We start from the raw sequence: 20,500 nt of genomic DNA, 5'->3' as shown, positions 1-20,500 counted from the left end.
ATAAACGCGACGCATGAAAGCAGCGGCAAAGACGCTCAAACCAAAACGCCAGGAAGAACAAGCCAACTTTATCAGTTGGCGTTTTGCGTTACTGTGCGGTTGTATTTTGCTGGCGCTGTGCTTCCTGCTGGGACGCGTTGCGTGGCTGCAAATTATTGCGCCTGACATGCTGGTGCGTCAGGGCGACATGCGCTCCTTGCGCGTCCAGGAAGTCTCCACGTCACGTGGCATGATTACCGACCGTTCCGGCCGTCCGCTGGCGGTGAGCGTGCCGGTGAAGGCCATCTGGGCCGATCCGAAAGAAGTGCATGATGCGGGTGGCGTAAGCGTTGGCGAACGCTGGCGAGCGCTGTCGACTGCGCTGAACATCCCGCTCGACCAACTGGCTTCTCGCATCAATGCCAACCCGAAAGGGCGTTTTATCTACCTCGCACGCCAGGTCAACCCTGACATGGCCGACTACATCAAAAAACTCAAGCTGCCGGGGATTCATCTGCGCGAAGAATCCCGCCGTTACTATCCTTCCGGGGAAGTGACTGCTCACCTCATCGGTTTTACCAACGTCGACAGCCAGGGCATTGAAGGCGTTGAGAAGAGTTTTGATAAATGGCTCACCGGTCAGCCGGGCGAGCGCGTGGTGCGTAAAGACCGCTATGGCCGCGTGATTGAAGATATTTCTTCAACAGACAGTCAGGCGGCACATAACCTGGCGCTGAGTATTGATGAGCGCTTGCAGGCACTGGTCTATCGCGAACTGAACAACGCCGTCGCGTTTAACAAAGCGGAATCAGGTAGCGCCGTGCTGGTAGACGTCAACACCGGCGAAGTGCTGGCGATGGCGAATAGCCCGTCCTACAACCCAAACAATCTCTCCGGTACGCAAAAAGATGTCATGCGTAACCGTACCATCACCGACGTGTTTGAACCGGGGTCAACGGTTAAACCGATGGTGGTGATGACGGCACTGCAGCGCGGCGTGGTGCGTGAAAACACCGTGCTGAACACCATTCCCTATCGAATTAATGGCCACGAAATCAAAGACGTGGCGCGTTATAGCGAATTGACCCTGACCGGGGTACTACAGAAGTCGAGTAACGTCGGTGTTTCCAAGCTGGCGTTAGCGATGCCGTCCTCAGCGTTAGTAGATACTTACTCACGTTTTGGGCTGGGAAAAGCGACCAATTTGGGGTTGGTCGGAGAACGCAGTGGCTTATATCCTCAAAAACAACGGTGGTCTGACATAGAGAGGGCCACCTTCTCTTTCGGCTATGGGCTAATGGTAACCCCGTTACAGTTAGCGCGAGTCTACGCAACGATCGGCAGCTATGGCGTTTATCGCCCGTTGTCGATTACCAAAGTTGATCCTCCTGTTCCGGGCGAGCGTATCTTCCCGGAATCTACCGTACGTACCGTCGTTCATATGATGGAAAGCGTGGCGCTGCCCGGCGGCGGCGGCGTGAAGGCGGCGATTAAAGGCTATCGCATCGCCATTAAAACCGGTACGGCGAAAAAAGTAGGGCCGGATGGTCGCTACATCAACAAATACATTGCTTATACCGCAGGCGTTGCGCCTGCGAGTCAGCCGCGCTTCGCGCTGGTGGTTGTTATCAACGATCCGCAGGCGGGTAAATACTACGGTGGCGCCGTTTCCGCGCCGGTTTTCGGTGCCATCATGGGCGGTGTACTGCGCACCATGAACATCGAGCCGGATGCGCTGACAACGAGCGATAAAAGTGATTTTGTGAATAATCAAGGCGAGGCGACAGGTGGCAGATCGTAATTTGCGCGACCTTCTTGCTCCATGGGTGCCGGGTGCACCGGAGCGAGCACTGCGGGAGATGACGCTCGACAGCCGTGTGGCTGCATCGGGCGATCTCTTTGTGGCAGTGGTAGGTCATCAGGCGGACGGGCGTCGATATATCCCGCAGGCGATAGCGCAAGGTGTGGCTGCCATTATTGCAGAGGCAAAAGATGAGGCAACCGACGGTGAAATCCGTGAAATGCACGGCGTACCGGTTATCTATCTGAGCCAGCTTAACGAACGTTTATCCGCACTGGCGGGCCGTTTTTACCACGAGCCTTCTGACACTATGCGTCTGGTGGGGGTCACCGGCACCAACGGGAAAACCACGACCACCCAACTGCTGGCGCAGTGGAGCCAGCTGTTGGGCGAAACCAGCGCCGTAATGGGGACGGTGGGCAATGGCCTGCTGGGCAAAGTGATCCCGACCGAAAATACCACCGGTTCAGCCGTTGACGTCCAGCATGTGCTGGCGGGGCTGGTTGAGCAGGGCGCCACGTTAGGCGCGATGGAAGTGTCATCCCACGGTCTGGTTCAGCATCGCGTGGCAGCGTTGAAGTTTGCCGCGTCAGTATTTACCAACTTAAGCCGTGACCATCTCGACTATCACGGCGATATGGAACATTACGAAGCCGCGAAGTGGCTGCTGTACTCCACGCACCATTGCGGTCAGGCCATCGTCAATGCAGATGATGAAGTCGGCCGTCGCTGGCTGGCAAAATTGCCGGATGCGGTCGCCGTTTCGATGGAAGACCATATTAACCCGAACTGCCACGGTCGTTGGCTGAAAGCGGTTGAGGTGAATTATCACGACAGCGGCGCGACGATCCGCTTTATCTCATCCTGGGGCGACGGTGAAATTGAAAGCCGCCTGATGGGCGCCTTCAACGTCAGCAATCTGCTGCTGGCTCTGGCAACGCTGCTGGCATTAGGGTATCCGTTGGCGGATTTACTGAAAACGGCGGCACGTCTGCAGCCAGTTTGCGGGCGTATGGAAGTGTTCAGTGCGCCGGGCAAAACAACGGTGGTGGTGGATTATGCCCACACGCCGGATGCGCTGGAAAAAGCGCTGCAGGCGGCACGTCTGCACTGCACCGGTAAGCTGTGGTGCGTCTTTGGCTGCGGCGGCGATCGTGACAAAGGCAAGCGTCCGCTGATGGGCGCCATCGCGGAAGAGTTCGCGGATATTGTGGTGGTCACTGATGACAACCCGCGCACTGAAGAGCCGCGCGCCATCATTAACGACATTCTGGCAGGTATGCTGGATGCCGGGCACGCGAAGGTGATGGAAGGTCGTGCTGAAGCGGTCACCAACGCCATTATGCAGGCGAAAGAAAACGACGTTGTGCTGGTGGCCGGTAAAGGCCACGAAGATTACCAGATCGTCGGCGCGCATCGCCTCGACTATTCTGACCGCGTAACGGCCGCTCGTTTGCTGGGGGTGATCGCATGATTAGCGTAACGCTCAGCCAGTTGGCGGCGATCCTCGGTGGCGAACTGAAAGGGGGCGATCTGACCCTTGATGCGGTGACCACCGATACGCGTAAAGTCACGCCGGGTTGCCTGTTTGTGGCGCTGAAAGGCGAACGCTTCGATGCCCATGATTTTGCCGAAACGGCGAAGGAGAACGGGGCGGGAGCGCTGCTGGTCAGTCGTCCGCTGGATGTTTCTCTGCCGCAGGTGATTGTCAAGGACACACGCCTGGCGTTTGGCGAGCTGGCGGCGTGGGTGCGCGCTCAGGTTCCGGCCCGCGTGGTGGCACTGACCGGTTCATCCGGTAAAACCTCTGTCAAAGAGATGACAGCCGCGATTCTCAGCCAGTGTGGGAACACGTTATACACTGCGGGCAATCTGAACAACGACATCGGCGTACCAATGACGCTGCTGCGACTGAACAACGATTATGACTATGCGGTGATTGAGCTTGGTGCCAACCACCAGGGCGAGATTGCCTGGACCGTCGGATTAACTCGACCGGAAGCGGCGCTGGTGAATAACCTGGCGGCGGCTCACCTGGAAGGGTTTGGTTCTCTGGCAGGTGTCGCCAAAGCAAAAGGTGAAATCTTTACCGGCCTGGCGGAAAACGGTATCGCCATTATGAATGCCGATAACAACGACTGGCTGAACTGGCAGAGCATTATTGGCGATCGCACCGTCTGGCGCTTCTCGCCGAATGCGGCCACCAGCGACTTTTCTGCTACCAACATTCATGTTACGTCACACGGCACCGAGTTTACGCTGCACACGCCGACGGGCAGCATTGATGTTTTGCTGCCGTTACCGGGACGTCACAACATTGCCAATGCCCTGGCTGCCACCGCGCTCTCCATGGCAGTTGGCGCGACGCATGAGGCGGTTAAAACTGGCCTGAAAGATTTACACGCAGTGCCGGGACGCCTGTTCCCTATCCCGCTCGCCGAAAATCAGCTGCTGCTGGATGACTCCTATAACGCCAACGTCGGTTCGATGACCGCCGCGGTACAGGTGTTGTCTGAAATGCCGGGCTATCGCGTGCTGGTGGTGGGCGATATGGCAGAACTTGGCGCGGAAAGCGAAGCCTGTCACATACAGGTAGGAGAGGCTGCGAAGGCGGCGGGTATCGACCGCGTATTGAGTACAGGGAAACTGAGTCAGGCAATCAGCGATGCCAGCGGTGTTGGCGAACATTTTGCGGATAAACCCGCGCTGGCCGCGCATCTTAAGACATTGATTGCCGAGCATCAGGTGATGACGATTTTAGTAAAAGGTTCACGTAGTGCCGCTATGGAAGAGGTAGTACGCGCATTACAGGAGAATGCAACATGTTAGTTTGGCTGGCCGAACATTTGGTCAAATATTATTCCGGCTTTAACGTCTTCTCTTATCTGACGTTTCGCGCCATCGTCAGCCTGCTGACCGCGCTGTTCATCTCGTTGTGGATGGGCCCGCGCATGATCGCCCGCCTGCAAAAAATGTCTTTTGGTCAGGTCGTGCGTAACGACGGCCCAGAATCGCATTTCAGCAAGCGCGGTACGCCGACCATGGGCGGCATTATGATCCTCACCGCGATTGTTATCTCCGTTCTGCTGTGGGCCTACCCATCTAACCCGTACGTCTGGTGCGTGCTGGTGGTGCTGGTGGGTTACGGCATTATCGGTTTTGTCGATGATTACCGCAAAGTGGTGCGTAAAGACACCAAAGGCCTGATCGCCCGCTGGAAGTACTTCTGGATGTCGGTGATTGCATTAGGCGTGGCCTTCGCGCTGTATCTGGTGGGCAAAGATACGCCCGCCACGCAGCTGGTCGTGCCGTTCTTTAAAGACGTCATGCCGCAGTTGGGCCTGTTCTACGTTCTGCTGGCCTACTTCGTGATTGTCGGTACCGGCAATGCGGTCAACCTGACCGACGGCCTTGATGGCCTGGCTATTATGCCGACCGTGTTTGTTGCTGCTGGCTTTGCGCTGGTGGCGTGGGCGACCGGGAACATGAACTTTGCCAACTATCTGCATATTCCGTATTTACGCCATGCGGGGGAGTTGGTGATCGTCTGCACGGCGATTGTCGGGGCAGGATTAGGCTTTCTGTGGTTTAACACTTATCCGGCGCAGGTCTTTATGGGCGACGTCGGTTCGCTGGCACTGGGTGGCGCACTGGGCATTATTGCCGTGCTGTTGCGCCAGGAATTCCTGCTGGTGATTATGGGCGGTGTGTTTGTGGTGGAAACCCTGTCGGTGATTCTGCAGGTTGGCTCCTTCAAGCTGCGCGGACAGCGCATCTTCCGTATGGCGCCGATCCACCACCACTATGAATTGAAAGGCTGGCCGGAGCCGCGCGTGATCGTGCGCTTCTGGATTATTTCGCTGATGCTGGTGCTGATTGGCCTGGCAACGCTGAAGGTACGTTAATCATGGTTGATTACCAGGGTAAAAAAATCGTCATTATCGGTCTGGGGCTGACTGGGCTGTCCTGTGTGGATTTTTTCCTCGCGCGTGGCGTTACGCCGCGGGTGATGGATACCCGCACGACGCCACCGGGGCTGGATAAATTACCGGAAGCGGTTGAGCGCCATGTTGGCAGCCTGAATGATGACTGGCTGCTGGCCGCCGATCTGATCGTTGCCAGCCCTGGTATTGCCCTGGCGCATCCAGCGCTGAGTGCGGCCGCTGATGCTGGTATTGAAATTGTGGGTGACATTGAGCTGTTCTGTCGCGAAGCGCAGGCGCCGATCGTGGCGATTACCGGTTCTAACGGTAAAAGCACCGTCACCACGCTGGTCGGTGAAATGGCGAAAGCGGCCGGGGTGAATGTCGGCGTCGGCGGTAATATTGGTTTGCCTGCGTTGATGCTGCTGGATGCTGAACGCGAGCTGTACGTTCTGGAGCTCTCCAGCTTCCAGCTGGAAACCACCTCCAGCCTGCAGGCTGTGGCGGCCACTATTCTGAACGTGACTGAAGATCATATGGATCGCTACCCGTTTGGGTTGCAGCAGTACCGTGCAGCGAAACTGCGCGTCTATGAGAACGCGAAAGTGTGCGTGGTTAACGCCGATGATGCGCTGACGATGCCGGTTCGCGGGGCTGATGAACGCTGCGTGAGCTTTGGCATCAATATGGGTGACTATCACCTGAATCGTCAGCAGGGCGAAACCTGGCTGCGCGTGAAGGGCGAAAAAGTGCTGAACGTGAAAGAGATGACGCTTTCCGGCCAGCATAACTATACCAACGCTCTGGCAGCGCTGGCGCTGGCGGATGCTGCGGGCCTGCCGCGGGCATCCAGCCTTAAAGCGCTAACCACCTTTACCGGACTGGCGCATCGTTTTCAGGTTGTGCTGGAACATAACGGCGTACGCTGGATTAACGATTCTAAAGCCACCAACGTCGGCAGTACTGAAGCGGCGCTGAATGGCCTGCACGTTGACGGCACGCTGCATCTGCTGCTGGGCGGGGACGGGAAATCCGCTGATTTTTCTCCGCTCAGTCGTTATCTGGTTGGCGATCGTATTCGTCTGTACTGTTTTGGTCGCGATGGGGCGCAGCTTGCCGCTCTGCGACCAGACGTTGCCGAGCAAACTGAAACCATGGAGCAGGCGATGCGTCTGCTCGCGCCGCGCGTTAAACCGGGCGATATGGTGTTGCTGTCGCCGGCCTGCGCCAGCCTCGACCAGTTTAAAAACTTTGAGCAGCGTGGCGATGTCTTTACCCGCCTGGCGAAGGAGTTGGGTTGATGCGTTTATCTCTCCCTCGTCTGAGAATGCCGCGCATACCGGGATTGGGTGTCCTGGCGTGGATCTTCGCGGCGCTTAAAGGCTGGGTGATGGCGTCGCGTGATAAAGATGCGGACAGCCTGATCATGTATGACCGCATGTTGCTGTGGCTGACGTTTGGTCTGGCAGCGATTGGTTTTGTGATGGTGACATCGGCGTCAATGCCCGTTGGGCAACGTCTGGCGGGCGATCCTTTCCTGTTCGCCAAACGTGATGCGCTGTATATCTTCCTGGCGTTCTGTCTGGCGATGGTCACGCTGCGTCTGCCGATGGAATTCTGGCAAAAGTACAGCACCACCATGTTGATCGCCTCGATCATCATGTTGCTGATCGTACTGGTGGTAGGCAGCTCGGTTAACGGGGCATCGCGTTGGATTGCACTGGGCCCGCTGCGTATTCAGCCGGCGGAATTTACCAAGCTGTCGCTGTTCTGTTATCTCGCCAACTACCTGGTACGTAAGGTGGATGAGGTGCGTAACAACCTGCGCGGCTTCTTAAAACCGATGGGCGTAATCCTGGTGCTGGCGGTGCTACTGCTGGCGCAGCCTGACTTGGGGACGGTGGTGGTGCTGTTTGTTACCACGCTGGCGATGTTGTTTCTGGCTGGTGCAAAATTGTGGCAGTTCATCGCCATCATCGGCATGGGGATCTCGGCGGTGGTGCTGCTGATCCTCGCCGAACCGTATCGTATCCGTCGCGTAACCTCTTTCTGGAACCCCTGGGAGGATCCGTTTGGTAGCGGCTACCAGCTGACGCAATCCCTGATGGCCTTTGGTCGTGGTGAGATTTGGGGACAGGGGCTGGGGAATTCGGTACAAAAACTGGAGTATTTGCCGGAAGCGCACACTGACTTTATCTTCGCCATTATTGGGGAAGAACTGGGTTATATCGGTGTGGTACTGGCACTTTTAATGGTATTCTTCGTCGCTTTTCGCGCGATGTCGATTGGCCGTAAAGCGCTGGAAATTGACCACCGTTTTTCAGGCTTTTTAGCCTGCTCGATTGGGGTTTGGTTTAGTTTTCAGGCACTGGTTAACGTTGGGGCTGCGGCAGGTATGCTGCCCACGAAAGGTCTGACGCTGCCGCTGATTAGTTATGGTGGTTCAAGTCTGTTGATCATGTCGACGGCCATCATGTTTTTGTTACGTATTGATTATGAAACGCGTCTGGAAAAAGCACAGGCGTTTACACGAGGTGCACGATGAGTGGTCAACCGAAGCGGTTAATGGTGATGGCAGGCGGTACCGGTGGGCATGTGTTCCCGGGGCTGGCGGTTGCGCACCATTTAATGGCCCAGGGCTGGCAGGTTCGTTGGCTGGGCACCGCCGATCGTATGGAAGCGGACTTAGTGCCGAAGCATGGCATTGACATTGATTTTATTCGTATCTCCGGTTTGCGTGGCAAGGGCCTCAACGCACTGCTGGCCGCACCCGTGCGTATTTTTAACGCCTGGCGCCAGGCTCGCGCCATCATGAAGCAGTTTAAACCTGACGTGGTGCTGGGGATGGGCGGTTATGTCTCGGGCCCCGGTGGTCTGGCGGCCTGGTCGTTAGGCATTCCGGTCGTGCTGCACGAGCAGAACGGCATCGCAGGCTTAACCAATAAATGGCTGTCAAAGATTGCCACGACGGTGATGCAGGCGTTTCCCGGCGCCTTCCCGGATGCGGAAGTGGTGGGCAACCCGGTACGTACCGATGTGCTGGCGCTGCCATTACCTGAAGAACGCCTGGCTGGACGTGAAGGTCCGGTTCGCGTGCTGGTGGTCGGGGGGTCTCAGGGCGCGCGCGTGCTGAACCAAACGCTGCCGCAGGTTGCTGCAAAGCTTGGCGACGCGGTGACTATCTGGCATCAGAGCGGTAAAGGCGCACAGCAGACCGTGGAACAGGCCTATGTTGATGCCGGACAGCCGCAGCATAAGGTCACCGAATTTATTGATGATATGGCCGCCGCCTATGCGTGGGCAGATGTGGTGGTTTGTCGCTCCGGCGCGCTAACGGTGAGCGAGATCGCAGCAGCGGGCCTGCCAGCGATTTTTGTGCCGTTCCAGCATAAAGACCGACAGCAGTACTGGAATGCGTTGCCGCTGGAAAAAGCGGGCGCCGCCAAAATTTTAGAGCAGCCGCAGTTTACTGTGGATGCCGTCGCCAGCACCCTTGATGGGTGGTCGCGAGAAACCTTATTAACCATGGCAGAACGTGCTCGTAATGCATCCATACCGAATTCCACCGAATGGGTTGCAAATGCAGTGAGCCGGGCTGCCCGGGCGTAATTGTGGCGATGCCTTTTGCATCGCATGAACTGAGAAGTTAATGGCTAAAGAATGAATACACAACAATTGGCAAAACTGCGTTCCATCGTGCCCGAAATGCGTCGCGTTCGGCACATTCACTTTGTCGGCATCGGTGGTGCTGGTATGGGTGGTATTGCCGAAGTTTTGGCCAATGAAGGGTATCAGATCAGCGGTTCTGACTTAGCGCCGAATCCGGTCACGCAACAGCTGAGCAATCTGGGCGCGACGATTTTCTTCAACCATCGCCCGGAAAACGTGCGTGATGCGAGCGTGGTGGTGGTGTCCAGCGCCATTTCTGCGGATAACCCGGAAATTGTGGCGGCGCATGAAGCGCGTATTCCGGTGATTCGTCGCGCAGAGATGCTGGCTGAGTTAATGCGTTTTCGTCATGGTATCGCCATTGCCGGGACGCACGGTAAAACCACGACCACCGCGATGGTCTCCAGCATTTACGCAGAAGCAGGGCTGGATCCGACGTTTGTCAACGGTGGGCTGGTGAAGGCGGCGGGCGTACATGCGCGCTTAGGCCATAGCCGTTATTTAATTGCGGAAGCGGATGAGAGCGATGCGTCGTTCCTGCATTTGCAGCCGATGGTGGCGATTGTCACCAATATCGAAGCTGACCACATGGATACCTACCAGGGCGACTTCGAAAATTTAAAGCAGACGTTTATTAATTTCCTGCATAACCTGCCGTTTTATGGTCGTGCAGTGATGTGCGTTGACGATCCGGTGATCCGTGAATTGCTACCGCGCGTCGGCCGTCAGACCACAACCTATGGTTTCAGCGATGATGCTGACGTACGCATAGAAGATTACCAGCAGAGTGGCCCGCAGGGTCACTTTACGCTGCTGCGTCAGGGGATGGCCGATCTGCGCGTTACGTTAAATGCGCCAGGCCGTCACAATGCGCTGAACGCGGCAGCCGCGGTTGCGGTAGCGACCGAAGAGGGTATTGAAGACGACGCTATTCTGCGCGCGCTGGAAAGTTTCCAGGGTACTGGGCGTCGTTTTGACTTCCTTGGTGAATTCCCGCTGGAGCCCGTCAACGGTAAAGCCGGTAGCGCAATGTTGGTGGATGACTACGGGCATCACCCGACGGAGGTGGATGCTACGATCAAAGCCGCACGTGCGGGCTGGCCGGACAAAAATCTGGTGATGCTGTTCCAGCCGCACCGCTATACGCGTACCCGCGATCTGTACGATGACTTTGCTAACGTCCTGACACAGGTTGACGCGCTGCTGATGCTGGACGTGTATGCCGCAGGTGAAACGCCGATCCCGGGGGCTGACAGCCGTTCGCTGTGCCGTACTATTCGTGGCCGCGGCAAGGTTGACCCGATCCTGGTGTCCGATCCGGCCCAGGTGGCTGAAATGCTGGCATCGGTGTTAACGGGTAACGATCTGATTTTGGTGCAGGGCGCTGGAAATATCGGCAAAATCGCGCGTTCCTTAGCTGAAATCAAACTGAAGCCGCAAAACCCGGAGGAAGAGCAACATGGCTGATAAAATCGCGGTCCTGTTGGGCGGAACCTCCGCAGAACGAGAAGTGTCGTTGAATTCAGGCGCAGCGGTGCTGGCCGGTTTACGCGAAGGCGGCGTGGATGCGCACCCGGTTGACCCGAAAGAGGTCGATGTCACGTTTCTGAAATCAATGGGTTTTCAGAAGGTGTTTATTGCGCTGCACGGCCGTGGTGGGGAAGATGGTACCTTGCAGGGCATGCTGGAGTTGATAGGCTTGCCCTATACCGGTAGTGGAGTGATGGCTTCCGCTATCTCAATGGATAAACTGCGCAGCAAGCTGCTGTGGCAGGGGGCAGGGTTACCCGTTGCACCATGGGTGGCGTTGACCCGCGCTGAGTTTGAAAAAGGGCTTAGCGATGAAGTGGTTACGCAGATTTCTGCGTTAGGCTTGCCGCTGATTGTGAAGCCAAGCCGCGAAGGCTCCAGCGTTGGGATGTCAAAAGTTGAAGAAGAAAATGCTTTGCAGGCTGCATTAGCATTGGCTTTTCAGCATGATGAAGAAGTACTGATTGAAAAATGGCTGAGTGGCCCGGAATTTACCGTTGCAATACTTGGTGAAGAAATTTTACCGTCAATACGTATCCAACCGGCCGGAACCTTCTATGATTATGAGGCGAAGTATCTGTCTGATGAGACACAATATTTCTGCCCTGCTGGTCTGGAAGTTGAACAAGAGGCTGCTTTACAGGCGTTAGTCCTGAAAGCATGGACCGCGCTGGGCTGTAAGGGGTGGGGTCGCATTGACGTCATGCTGGACAGTGATGACCAGTTTTATCTGCTGGAAGCGAATACCTCTCCGGGTATGACCAGCCACAGCCTGGTACCGATGGCGGCACGTCAGGCGGGCCTGAGCTTCTCGCAGTTGGTGGTACGAATTTTGGAGTTGGCGGACTGATATGTCGCAGGCTGCGCTGAACACGCGAAACGGTGATGATGAAGAAGAAGCTCTCTCCTCACGCCGCAACAATGGAACGCGTCTTGCAGGAATTATTTTCCTGCTGACAGTGCTGTGCACCGTGTTTGTCAGCGGCTGGGTAGTGTTGGGATGGATGGAAGATGCGCAGCGTTTGCCGTTGTCAAAACTGGTTTTGACCGGCGAGCGTCACTACACGCGCAATGATGATATTCGTCAGTCCATCCTGGCGCTGGGCGCACCAGGAACCTTTATGACTCAGGATGTCAACATCATCCAGAGCCAGATTGAACGCCTGCCATGGATTAAACAGGCGAGCGTCAGGAAGCAATGGCCTGATGAATTGAAGATTCATCTGGTTGAATATGTGCCAATAGCGCGTTGGAATGATCAGCATATGGTCGATGCAGACGGAAATACGTTTAGCATACCGACGGGTCGCTCCAACAAGCAGGTATTACCGATGTTGTATGGCCCGGAAGGTAGCGCAAGTGAAGTGCTGCAAGGGTTCCGCGATATGGGGCAGGTGCTGGCTAAGGACAGATTCACCCTGAAGGAAGCGGCAATGACCGCGCGTCGTTCCTGGCAGTTGACGCTGAATAACGATATTAAGCTGAATCTGGGCAGGGGCGACACGATAAAACGTTTGGCTCGCTTTGTGGAACTCTACCCGGTTTTACAGCAGCAGGCGCAAACCGATGGCAAAAGGATTAGCTACGTTGATTTGCGTTATGACTCAGGAGCGGCAGTAGGCTGGGTTCCCTTGCCTCCTGAGGAATCTAATCAGCAACAGAATCAGGCACAGGCAGAACAACAATGATCAAGGCGACGGACAGAAAACTGGTAGTTGGACTGGAGATAGGCACCGCGAAGGTAGCCGCTTTAGTAGGGGAAGTTCTGCCCGACGGTATGGTCAATATCATTGGCGTGGGCAGTTGCCCATCGCGAGGTATGGATAAAGGCGGGGTGAATGACCTTGAGTCAGTGGTGAAATGCGTACAGCGCGCCATTGATCAGGCTGAACTGATGGCGGATTGCCAGATTTCCTCGGTGTATCTGGCGCTTTCTGGTAAACATATTAGCTGTCAGAATGAAATTGGTATGGTGCCCATTTCCGAAGAGGAAGTGACACAGGAAGACGTAGAGAACGTGGTGCATACGGCGAAATCCGTCCGCGTACGCGATGAGCATCGTGTTCTGCATGTCATTCCACAGGAATACGCCATTGACTACCAGGAAGGCATTAAAAATCCGGTCGGGCTTTCCGGCGTACGCATGCAGGCTAAAGTGCATCTGATTACCTGCCACAACGACATGGCGAAGAATATTGTTAAAGCTGTTGAACGTTGTGGCCTGAAAGTTGATCAACTCATATTTGCCGGGTTGGCAGCCAGTTATTCTGTCTTGACGGAAGACGAACGTGAGCTGGGTGTCTGCGTAGTCGATATTGGTGGTGGTACAATGGATATCGCCGTTTATACTGGCGGCGCGTTGCGCCACACCAAAGTGATCCCTTACGCAGGGAATGTGGTAACCAGCGATATCGCGTATGCCTTTGGTACGCCGCCGAGCGATGCCGAAGCCATCAAAGTGCGCCATGGCTGCGCGCTGGGATCTATCGTCGGTAAAGATGAAAGCGTTGAGGTGCCAAGCGTGGGCGGTCGTCCGCCGCGCAGTCTGCAGCGTCAGACCCTGGCAGAGGTGATTGAGCCGCGTTATACCGAGCTGCTCAACCTGGTCAACGAAGAGATTTTGCAATTACAGGAACAGCTTCGCCAGCAGGGTGTGAAACATCATCTGGCGGCGGGGATTGTATTAACCGGTGGTGCGGCACAAATTGAAGGCCTTGCGGCCTGCGCTCAACGCGTGTTCCACACGCAGGTGCGAATTGGTGCACCGCTGAACATTACCGGTCTGACAGATTATGCCCAAGAGCCGTATTATTCAACGGCAGTGGGGTTGCTTCACTACGGGAAAGAATCCCATTTGAGTGGTGAGGCTGAAGTTGAAAAACGTGTAACAGCATCGGTTGGATCGTGGATCAAACGACTCAACAGTTGGCTGCGAAAAGAGTTTTAATTTTTATGAGACCGGCAACAATTACGGTCTCAGGCGACAGGCACATACACAACATCATTCAAGTTGCATCGCGGCGGCAACTGAGCGAATCTTCTGGAGCATAGTTTACTATGTGACGGGAGTGAGTGAAGGCAGCCAACAAAGAGGCGGCTTGAAGGATGAAGTGTAAAACGGAGAGAGAAACTATGTTTGAACCTATGGAACTAACCAACGACGCGGTGATTAAAGTCATCGGCGTCGGTGGCGGCGGCGGTAATGCCGTTGAACACATGGTGCGCGAGCGCATCGAAGGTGTTGAATTCTTCGCGGTGAATACCGACGCTCAGGCGTTGCGTAAGACTGCGGTTGGACAGACCATTCAGATTGGTAGCGGTATTACCAAAGGTCTGGGCGCGGGTGCAAACCCGGAAGTCGGTCGCAATGCGGCTGATGAAGATCGTGAAGCTCTGCGTGCAGCGCTTGACGGCGCAGACATGGTGTTCATCGCAGCAGGCATGGGCGGCGGTACTGGTACCGGTGCAGCGCCAGTGGTTGCTGAAGTAGCAAAAGATTTAGGTATTCTGACCGTTGCTGTCGTGACTAAGCCTTTCAACTTTGAAGGCAAGAAGCGTATGGCATTCGCGGAGCAGGGTATCACCGAGCTGTCCAAACATGTGGACTCTCTGATCACTATCCCGAACGACAAACTGCTGAAAGTATTGGGTCGCGGTATTTCACTGCTGGACGCGTTTGGCGCAGCGAACGACGTGCTGAAAGGCGCGGTTCAGGGTATCGCTGAGCTGATCACCCGTCCGGGTCTGATGAACGTTGACTTTGCAGACGTACGCACCGTGATGTCCGAAATGGGCTACGCGATGATGGGATCTGGCGTGGCGAGCGGTGAAGACCGTGCAGAAGAAGCTGCTGAAATGGCGATCTCTTCTCCGCTGCTGGAAGACATCGATCTGTCTGGCGCACGCGGCGTGCTGGTCAACATCACTGCGGGCTTCGACCTGCGTCTGGATGAGTTCGAAACCGTGGGCAACACCATCCGTGCATTTGCTTCGGATAACGCGACCGTGGTTATCGGTACCTCTCTGGACCCGGATATGAACGACGAACTGCGCGTCACCGTGGTGGCCACTGGAATTGGTATGGACAAGCGTCCGGAAATCACCCTGGTGACCAACAAGCAGGTACAGCAGCCGGTAATGGATCGTTACCAGCAGCACGGTATGGCGCCGTTGACGCAAGAGCAGAAACCGGTAGCAAAAGTGGTCAACGACAATACGCCGCAGACCACCAAAGAGCCGGATTATCTGGATATCCCCGCATTCCTGCGTAAGCAAGCTGATTAAGAATTAGCTGGAATTTGGGAATTGTGCCTCTTTGTGCTAAACTGGCCCACCGAATGTATAGTACACTTCGGTTGGATAGGTAATTTGGCGAGATTATACGATGATCAAACAAAGGACTCTTAAACGTATCGTTCAGGCGACTGGCGTCGGTTTGCATACCGGCAAAAAAGTCACCCTGACATTACGCCCTGCGCCGGCCAACACCGGGGTCATCTATCGTCGCACCGACTTGAATCCTCCGGTAGATTTCCCGGCCGATGCCAAATCTGTGCGTGATACCATGCTCTGTACGTGTCTGGTCAATGAGCATGATGTACGGATTTCAACCGTTGAGCACCTCAACGCTGCTCTGGCGGGCTTAGGCATCGATAACATCGTTATTGAGGTTAATGCCCCGGAAATCCCGATCATGGATGGCAGTGCTGCTCCGTTCGTTTACCTGCTGCTTGACGCAGGTATTGAAGAACTGAACTGCGCCAAAAAATTTGTACGCATCAAAGAGACCGTTCGTGTCGAAGATGGCGACAAGTGGGCTGAATTCAAACCGTACAATGGTTTCTCGTTGGACTTTACCATCGACTTTAACCATCCGGCGATTGATTCCAGCACCCAGCGCTATGCGATGAACTTCTCTGCGGATGCGTTTATGCGCCAGATTAGCCGTGCGCGTACTTTCGGCTTCATGCGTGATATCGAATATCTGCAGTCCCGTGGCCTGTGCCTGGGCGGTAGCTTCGATTGTGCCATCGTTGTTGACGATTATCGCGTATTGAACGAAGACGGCCTGCGTTTTGAAGATGAATTCGTTCGTCACAAAATGCTCGACGCGATTGGTGACTTGTTCATGTGTGGTCACAACATTATTGGTGCATTCACCGCGTATAAATCCGGTCATGCATTAAATAATAAATTGTTGCAGGCTGTCCTGGCAAAACAGGAAGCTTGGGAATTTGTGACCTTCCAGGACGATGCAGAACTGCCGCTGGCGTTCAAAGCACCTTCGACCGTACTGGCGTAACGACACCCGTTGTCGCAAAATTCGACTGGTAAATCTGGTACTCTCTCCGGCCAGGTAAGCCAGTCGTTTTTTTTATATACTCACTAACGCAGCCTTTCTCAACGCAAACTTTCCCTGCCGTAACGTTAAAATAGTGTGCGATCGCTGCTTTGTTGAGCATATTTTCCCATAGCGGGTTGTCATTACTGCTGTGGAGCGGTCGCTTTAATGATAAGATCCGTGCGCAAAAATCGTTTTGAATTTATAACCCCAAATGCAGGGTATATCAGGTGGCAAAAACGTGAGTGGAATACTGACGCGCTGGCGACAGTTAGGCAGACGGTACTTCTGGCCGCATCTCTTATTGGGGATGGTCGCGGCGAGTTTTGGCCTGCCCGCGATCGGTAATGCCGCTGAACCGAATACCCCCGCCAAGGCGACCACCCGTAATCACGATCAATCAGCTAAGGTCAACTTTAGCCAATTGGCGTTGCTGGAGGCGAGCAATCGTCGCCCGAATTTTACCGTCGATTACTGGCATCAGCATGCTATTCGTACGGTTATCCGCCACCTTTCTTTTGCCATGGCTCCTCAGGCGTTACCCGTTGCCGAAGATCCATTGCCGAATCAGGCGCATCGTCTTGCTTTACTGAATACGCTCAGCGCGATGCTGACGCAGGAAGGCAATCCGCCGGCGACCGTAAGTCGCGTGACGTATGCCCATTTTTCTTCTCAAGCCGCGTTTAGCGTTCCTGTCTGGATAAGCCAGCTGCAGGGGATCCGCGCCGGTCCTCAACGCCTCAGCTAAAAAAAGAACCTTCCAACTATAATTTTTGACTCCGCGCTGCGGGGCGTTTGAGATTTTATTATGCTAATCAAATTATTAACGAAAGTATTCGGTAGTCGTAACGAACGTACACTGCGTCGTATGCGCAAAGTGGTCAACGTCATCAATGCCATAGAACCGGAGATGGAAAAACTCTCCGATGATGAACTGAAAGCGAAGACCGCTGAGTTCCGCGCGCGTCTGGAAAAAGGCGCGACCGTTGAGAGCCTGATCCCTGAAGCATTCGCGGTGGTACGTGAAGCGAGTAAACGCGTATTTGGTATGCGCCACTTCGACGTGCAGCTGCTGGGCGGCATGGTACTCAACGAGCGCTGCATCGCTGAGATGCGTACCGGTGAAGGTAAAACGCTGACCGCGACGCTGCCGGCATACCTGAACGCGTTAAGCGGTAAAGGCGTACACGTGGTGACCGTCAACGACTATCTGGCACAGCGTGATGCCGAGAATAACCGCCCACTGTTCGAATTCCTCGGTATGACCGTAGGGATCAACATGTCTGGCCTGCCCGCGCCTGCTAAGCGTGAAGCCTATGCCGCCGATATCACCTACGGTACCAACAACGAATACGGCTTTGACTACCTGCGCGACAACATGGCGTTTAGCCCGGAAGAGCGTGTTCAGCGTAAACTGCACTATGCGCTGGTGGATGAAGTTGACTCCATCCTGATCGATGAAGCGCGTACGCCGCTGATCATTTCCGGCCCGGCTGAAGATAGCTCGGAAATGTATAAAAAAGTGAACAAAATCATCCCGCATCTGGTGCGTCAGGAGAAAGACGATTCTGACTCCTTCCAGGGCGAAGGCCACTTCTCTGTCGATGAGAAGGCGCGTCAGGTGAACCTGACCGAACGAGGTCTGGTACTGATCGAAGAACTGCTGGTGAATGAAGGCATCATGGATGAAGGCGAGTCACTGTACTCTCCGGGCAACATTATGCTGATGCATCACGTAACCGCCGCGCTGCGCGCGCACGTCCTGTTTACTCGCGATGTTGATTACATTGTGAAAGACGGCGAAGTTATCATTGTCGACGAACACACCGGACGTACCATGCAGGGCCGTCGCTGGTCCGATGGTCTGCACCAGGCCGTTGAAGCGAAAGAAGGCGTGGATATCCAGAATGAAAACCAGACGCTGGCATCCATCACCTTCCAGAACTACTTCCGTTTGTACGAAAAACTGGCCGGTATGACCGGTACAGCGGATACCGAAGCGTTTGAGTTCAGCTCTATCTACAAACTGGATACCGTTGTCGTGCCGACCAACCGTCCGATGATCCGTAAGGATTTACCGGATCTGGTGTACATGACTGAAGCGGAAAAAATTCAGGCTATTATTGAAGATATTAAAGAGCGTACCGCTAACGGTCAGCCGGTGCTGGTGGGGACTATCTCCATCGAAAAATCTGAAGTGGTTTCTAACGAGCTAACCAAAGCCGGTATTAAGCACAACGTGCTGAATGCCAAGTTCCACGCCAACGAAGCGGCGATCGTTGCACAGGCGGGTTATCCGTCAGCCGTGACCATCGCCACCAACATGGCGGGTCGTGGTACGGATATCGTGCTGGGCGGGAGCTGGCAGGCAGAAGTTGCCGAGCTGGAGAACCCGACCGAAGAGCAAATCGCGCAGATTAAAGCCGACTGGCAGGTGCGTCACGACGCGGTATTAGCCTCCGGTGGTTTACACATCATAGGTACCGAACGTCACGAATCTCGTCGTATCGATAACCAGCTGCGTGGTCGTTCTGGCCGTCAGGGGGATGCGGGTTCTTCTCGGTTCTACCTGTCGATGGAAGATGCGTTGATGCGTATTTTTGCCTCTGACCGTGTGTCAGGAATGATGCGTAAACTGGGTATGAAGCCGGGCGAAGCGATCGAGCACCCGTGGGTAACTAAAGCCATCGCCAACGCGCAGCGTAAAGTAGAAAGCCGCAACTTCGATATTCGTAAACAGCTGCTGGAATACGATGACGTTGCCAACGATCAGCGTCGCGCCATCTACACCCAGCGTAACGAACTGCTGGATGTGACTGACGTTAGCGAAACGATTAACAGCATTCGTGAAGACGTCTTCAAAGTCACTATTGATGCCTATATTCCGCCTCAGTCGCTGGAAGAAATGTGGGATATTCCGGGCCTGCAGGAACGTTTGAAAAACGATTTCGACCTCGAGATGCCGATTTCAGAGTGGCTGGATAAAGAACCTGAGCTGCATGAAGAGACGCTGCGTGAACGTATTCTGGCTAACGCCATTGAAGTGTATCAGCGTAAAGAAGAGGTTGTAGGCGCAGAAATGATGCGCCACTTCGAAAAAGGCGTGATGCTGCAAACCCTCGATTCCCTGTGGAAAGAGCACCTGGCGGCAATGGACTACCTGCGTCAGGGTATTCACCTGCGTGGTTATGCGCAGAAAGATCCGAAGCAGGAATACAAGCGTGAATCCTTCTCTATGTTTGCATCGATGCTGGAGTCGCTGAAATATGAAGTGATCAGTACTCTGAGCAAAGTTCAGGTACGTATGCCTGAAGAAGTCGAAGCAATGGAGCAGCAGCGTCGCGAAGATGCTGAGCGTTTAGCGCAGATGCAGCAACTGAGCCACAAAGATGATGAATCTGCTGTAGCAGAAGAACTTGCTGCGCAGACCGGCAATCGTAAAGTCGGTCGTAACGATCCGTGCCCTTGCGGTTCCGGTAAAAAATTCAAGCAGTGCCATGGTCGATTGAGCTAAGCAAATAACTCACTGAAAAGGCGCAGAATTCTGCGCCTTTTTTATGGATAAACAAAATGAAAATACTGCAAATTGCCGTTGGGATTATTCGTAATCAGCAGAATGAGATTTTTATTACTCAGCGGGCTGCGGATGCCCACATGGCGAATAAGCTGGAATTCCCCGGTGGCAAAATTGAAGCCGGCGAAACCCCTGAGCAGGCGCTGATTAGAGAGCTACAGGAAGAAGTCGGAATTACACCCGTTCATAGTACGCTGTTCGAAAAGCTGGAGTACGCGTTCCCGGACCGACACATCACGCTGTGGTTCTGGCTGGTCGACAGCTGGGAAGGTGAGCCATGGGGTAAAGAGGGGCAACCGGCGCAGTGGATTGCGCAGTCTGCACTGGATGCAGAGGATTTTCCGCCGGCCAATGAACCGGTGATTAACAAGCTGATTGCGGGATAGTGAACGGTGTTCGTAGGCCTGATAAGCGCAGCGTCATCCGGCAGAATGGCATAAAAATGCCGGATGCGGCGTTGCCTTATCCGGCCTACGCTTTAGCAGAATTACTGCTGTTCTTCGCTCCAGTCATCGCTTTCTGATAAGTCGCCGGAGCTGGGAATACGCTTCTCTTCTGCGGCCCATTCGCCCAAATCGATTAACTGACAGCGTTTACAGCAAAATGGGCGAAACGGACTCGCGTCTCCCCAGACGACGGGTTTACCACAGGTTGGGCAGTTGACGATGGTTTGTTCAGACATG

At 54.7% G+C, this 20,500-nt stretch carries 17 protein-coding genes; 16 read left to right on the top strand and 1 reads right to left on the bottom strand.

The window, feature by feature from the left end:
- The first annotated feature begins 13 nt into the window (after positions 1-13).
- From ftsI to mutT, 16 genes are all read left to right on the top strand, one after another.
- Positions 14-1,780, top strand: a complete 1,767-nt coding sequence (ftsI, locus tag FDW98_RS06230; protein ID WP_096758308.1) for a peptidoglycan glycosyltransferase FtsI — start codon at positions 14-16, stop codon at positions 1,778-1,780.
- Positions 1,767-3,254 (top strand): UDP-N-acetylmuramoyl-L-alanyl-D-glutamate--2,6-diaminopimelate ligase, encoded by a 1,488-nt coding sequence (gene murE, locus FDW98_RS06225; RefSeq protein WP_096758307.1) that lies wholly within the window; start codon positions 1,767-1,769, stop codon positions 3,252-3,254. Before ftsI ends, murE begins: the two co-directional genes overlap by 14 nt.
- Positions 3,251-4,609, top strand: a complete 1,359-nt coding sequence (murF, locus tag FDW98_RS06220; RefSeq protein WP_096758306.1) for a UDP-N-acetylmuramoyl-tripeptide--D-alanyl-D-alanine ligase — start codon at positions 3,251-3,253, stop codon at positions 4,607-4,609. Before murE ends, murF begins: the two co-directional genes overlap by 4 nt.
- Positions 4,603-5,685 carry a phospho-N-acetylmuramoyl-pentapeptide-transferase gene (gene mraY / locus FDW98_RS06215; protein WP_096758305.1) on the top strand — a complete coding sequence of 361 codons (1,083 nt, stop codon included), beginning with the start codon at positions 4,603-4,605 and terminating at the stop codon, positions 5,683-5,685. The genes murF and mraY overlap by 7 nt, the downstream gene beginning before the upstream one ends.
- Before the next feature lie 2 nt (positions 5,686-5,687).
- A complete protein-coding gene (gene murD / locus FDW98_RS06210) occupies positions 5,688-7,004 on the top strand; it encodes a UDP-N-acetylmuramoyl-L-alanine--D-glutamate ligase (protein ID WP_096758304.1) in 1,317 nt (438 codons plus the stop codon).
- Positions 7,004-8,248 carry a cell division protein FtsW gene (gene ftsW, locus FDW98_RS06205; RefSeq protein ID WP_096758303.1) on the top strand — a complete coding sequence of 415 codons (1,245 nt, stop codon included), beginning with the start codon at positions 7,004-7,006 and terminating at the stop codon, positions 8,246-8,248. Before murD ends, ftsW begins: the two co-directional genes overlap by 1 nt.
- The gene (gene murG, locus FDW98_RS06200) at positions 8,245-9,312 is read left to right on the top strand and encodes an undecaprenyldiphospho-muramoylpentapeptide beta-N-acetylglucosaminyltransferase (RefSeq protein ID WP_096758302.1); all 1,068 of its coding nucleotides are present in this window, start codon (positions 8,245-8,247) and stop codon (positions 9,310-9,312) included. Before ftsW ends, murG begins: the two co-directional genes overlap by 4 nt.
- A 51-nt stretch (positions 9,313-9,363) precedes the next feature.
- A complete protein-coding gene (gene murC / locus FDW98_RS06195) occupies positions 9,364-10,839 on the top strand; it encodes a UDP-N-acetylmuramate--L-alanine ligase (RefSeq protein WP_096758301.1) in 1,476 nt (491 codons plus the stop codon).
- Complete coding sequence (locus tag FDW98_RS06190) at positions 10,832-11,752, top strand: D-alanine--D-alanine ligase (RefSeq protein WP_096758300.1); 921 nt, start codon at positions 10,832-10,834, stop codon at positions 11,750-11,752. The genes murC and FDW98_RS06190 overlap by 8 nt, the downstream gene beginning before the upstream one ends.
- A 1-nt stretch (position 11,753) precedes the next feature.
- A complete protein-coding gene (gene ftsQ, locus FDW98_RS06185; RefSeq protein ID WP_096758299.1) occupies positions 11,754-12,590 on the top strand; it encodes a cell division protein FtsQ in 837 nt (278 codons plus the stop codon).
- On the top strand, positions 12,587-13,849 hold the full coding sequence (ftsA, locus tag FDW98_RS06180; RefSeq protein ID WP_003018755.1) for a cell division protein FtsA: 1,263 nt from the start codon (positions 12,587-12,589) through the stop codon (positions 13,847-13,849). The genes ftsQ and ftsA overlap by 4 nt, the downstream gene beginning before the upstream one ends.
- Before the next feature lie 185 nt (positions 13,850-14,034).
- Positions 14,035-15,186 carry a cell division protein FtsZ gene (gene ftsZ / locus FDW98_RS06175; RefSeq protein WP_003018753.1) on the top strand — a complete coding sequence of 384 codons (1,152 nt, stop codon included), beginning with the start codon at positions 14,035-14,037 and terminating at the stop codon, positions 15,184-15,186.
- A 100-nt stretch (positions 15,187-15,286) separates the two neighbouring features.
- A complete protein-coding gene (gene lpxC / locus FDW98_RS06170; RefSeq protein WP_045439825.1) occupies positions 15,287-16,204 on the top strand; it encodes a UDP-3-O-acyl-N-acetylglucosamine deacetylase in 918 nt (305 codons plus the stop codon).
- Positions 16,205-16,484: 280 nt separating this feature from the next.
- Entirely contained in the window at positions 16,485-16,991 is a 507-nt protein-coding gene (gene secM / locus FDW98_RS06165; RefSeq protein WP_096758298.1) for a secA translation cis-regulator SecM, read from the top strand.
- Positions 16,992-17,051: 60 nt separating this feature from the next.
- Positions 17,052-19,757 carry a preprotein translocase subunit SecA gene (secA, locus tag FDW98_RS06160; RefSeq protein WP_096758297.1) on the top strand — a complete coding sequence of 902 codons (2,706 nt, stop codon included), beginning with the start codon at positions 17,052-17,054 and terminating at the stop codon, positions 19,755-19,757.
- 56 nt (positions 19,758-19,813) lie between these two features.
- Positions 19,814-20,203: an 8-oxo-dGTP diphosphatase MutT gene (mutT, locus tag FDW98_RS06155; protein WP_096758296.1), complete on the top strand. Its 390-nt coding sequence runs from the start codon at positions 19,814-19,816 to the stop codon at positions 20,201-20,203.
- 101 nt (positions 20,204-20,304) lie between these two features.
- On the opposite strand, the gene yacG is transcribed toward mutT, so the two are convergent.
- Complete coding sequence (yacG, locus tag FDW98_RS06150; RefSeq protein ID WP_096758295.1) at positions 20,305-20,499, bottom strand: DNA gyrase inhibitor YacG; 195 nt, start codon at positions 20,497-20,499, stop codon at positions 20,305-20,307.
- Position 20,500 lies beyond the last annotated feature (1 nt).

It is taken from the genome of Citrobacter sp. wls711 (genome assembly GCF_005281055.1).
Lineage (GTDB): Bacteria > Pseudomonadota > Gammaproteobacteria > Enterobacterales > Enterobacteriaceae > Citrobacter > Citrobacter gillenii.
Note: the sequence above shows the minus strand (reverse complement) of the source record. Positions and strands in the feature narration are given on the sequence as shown.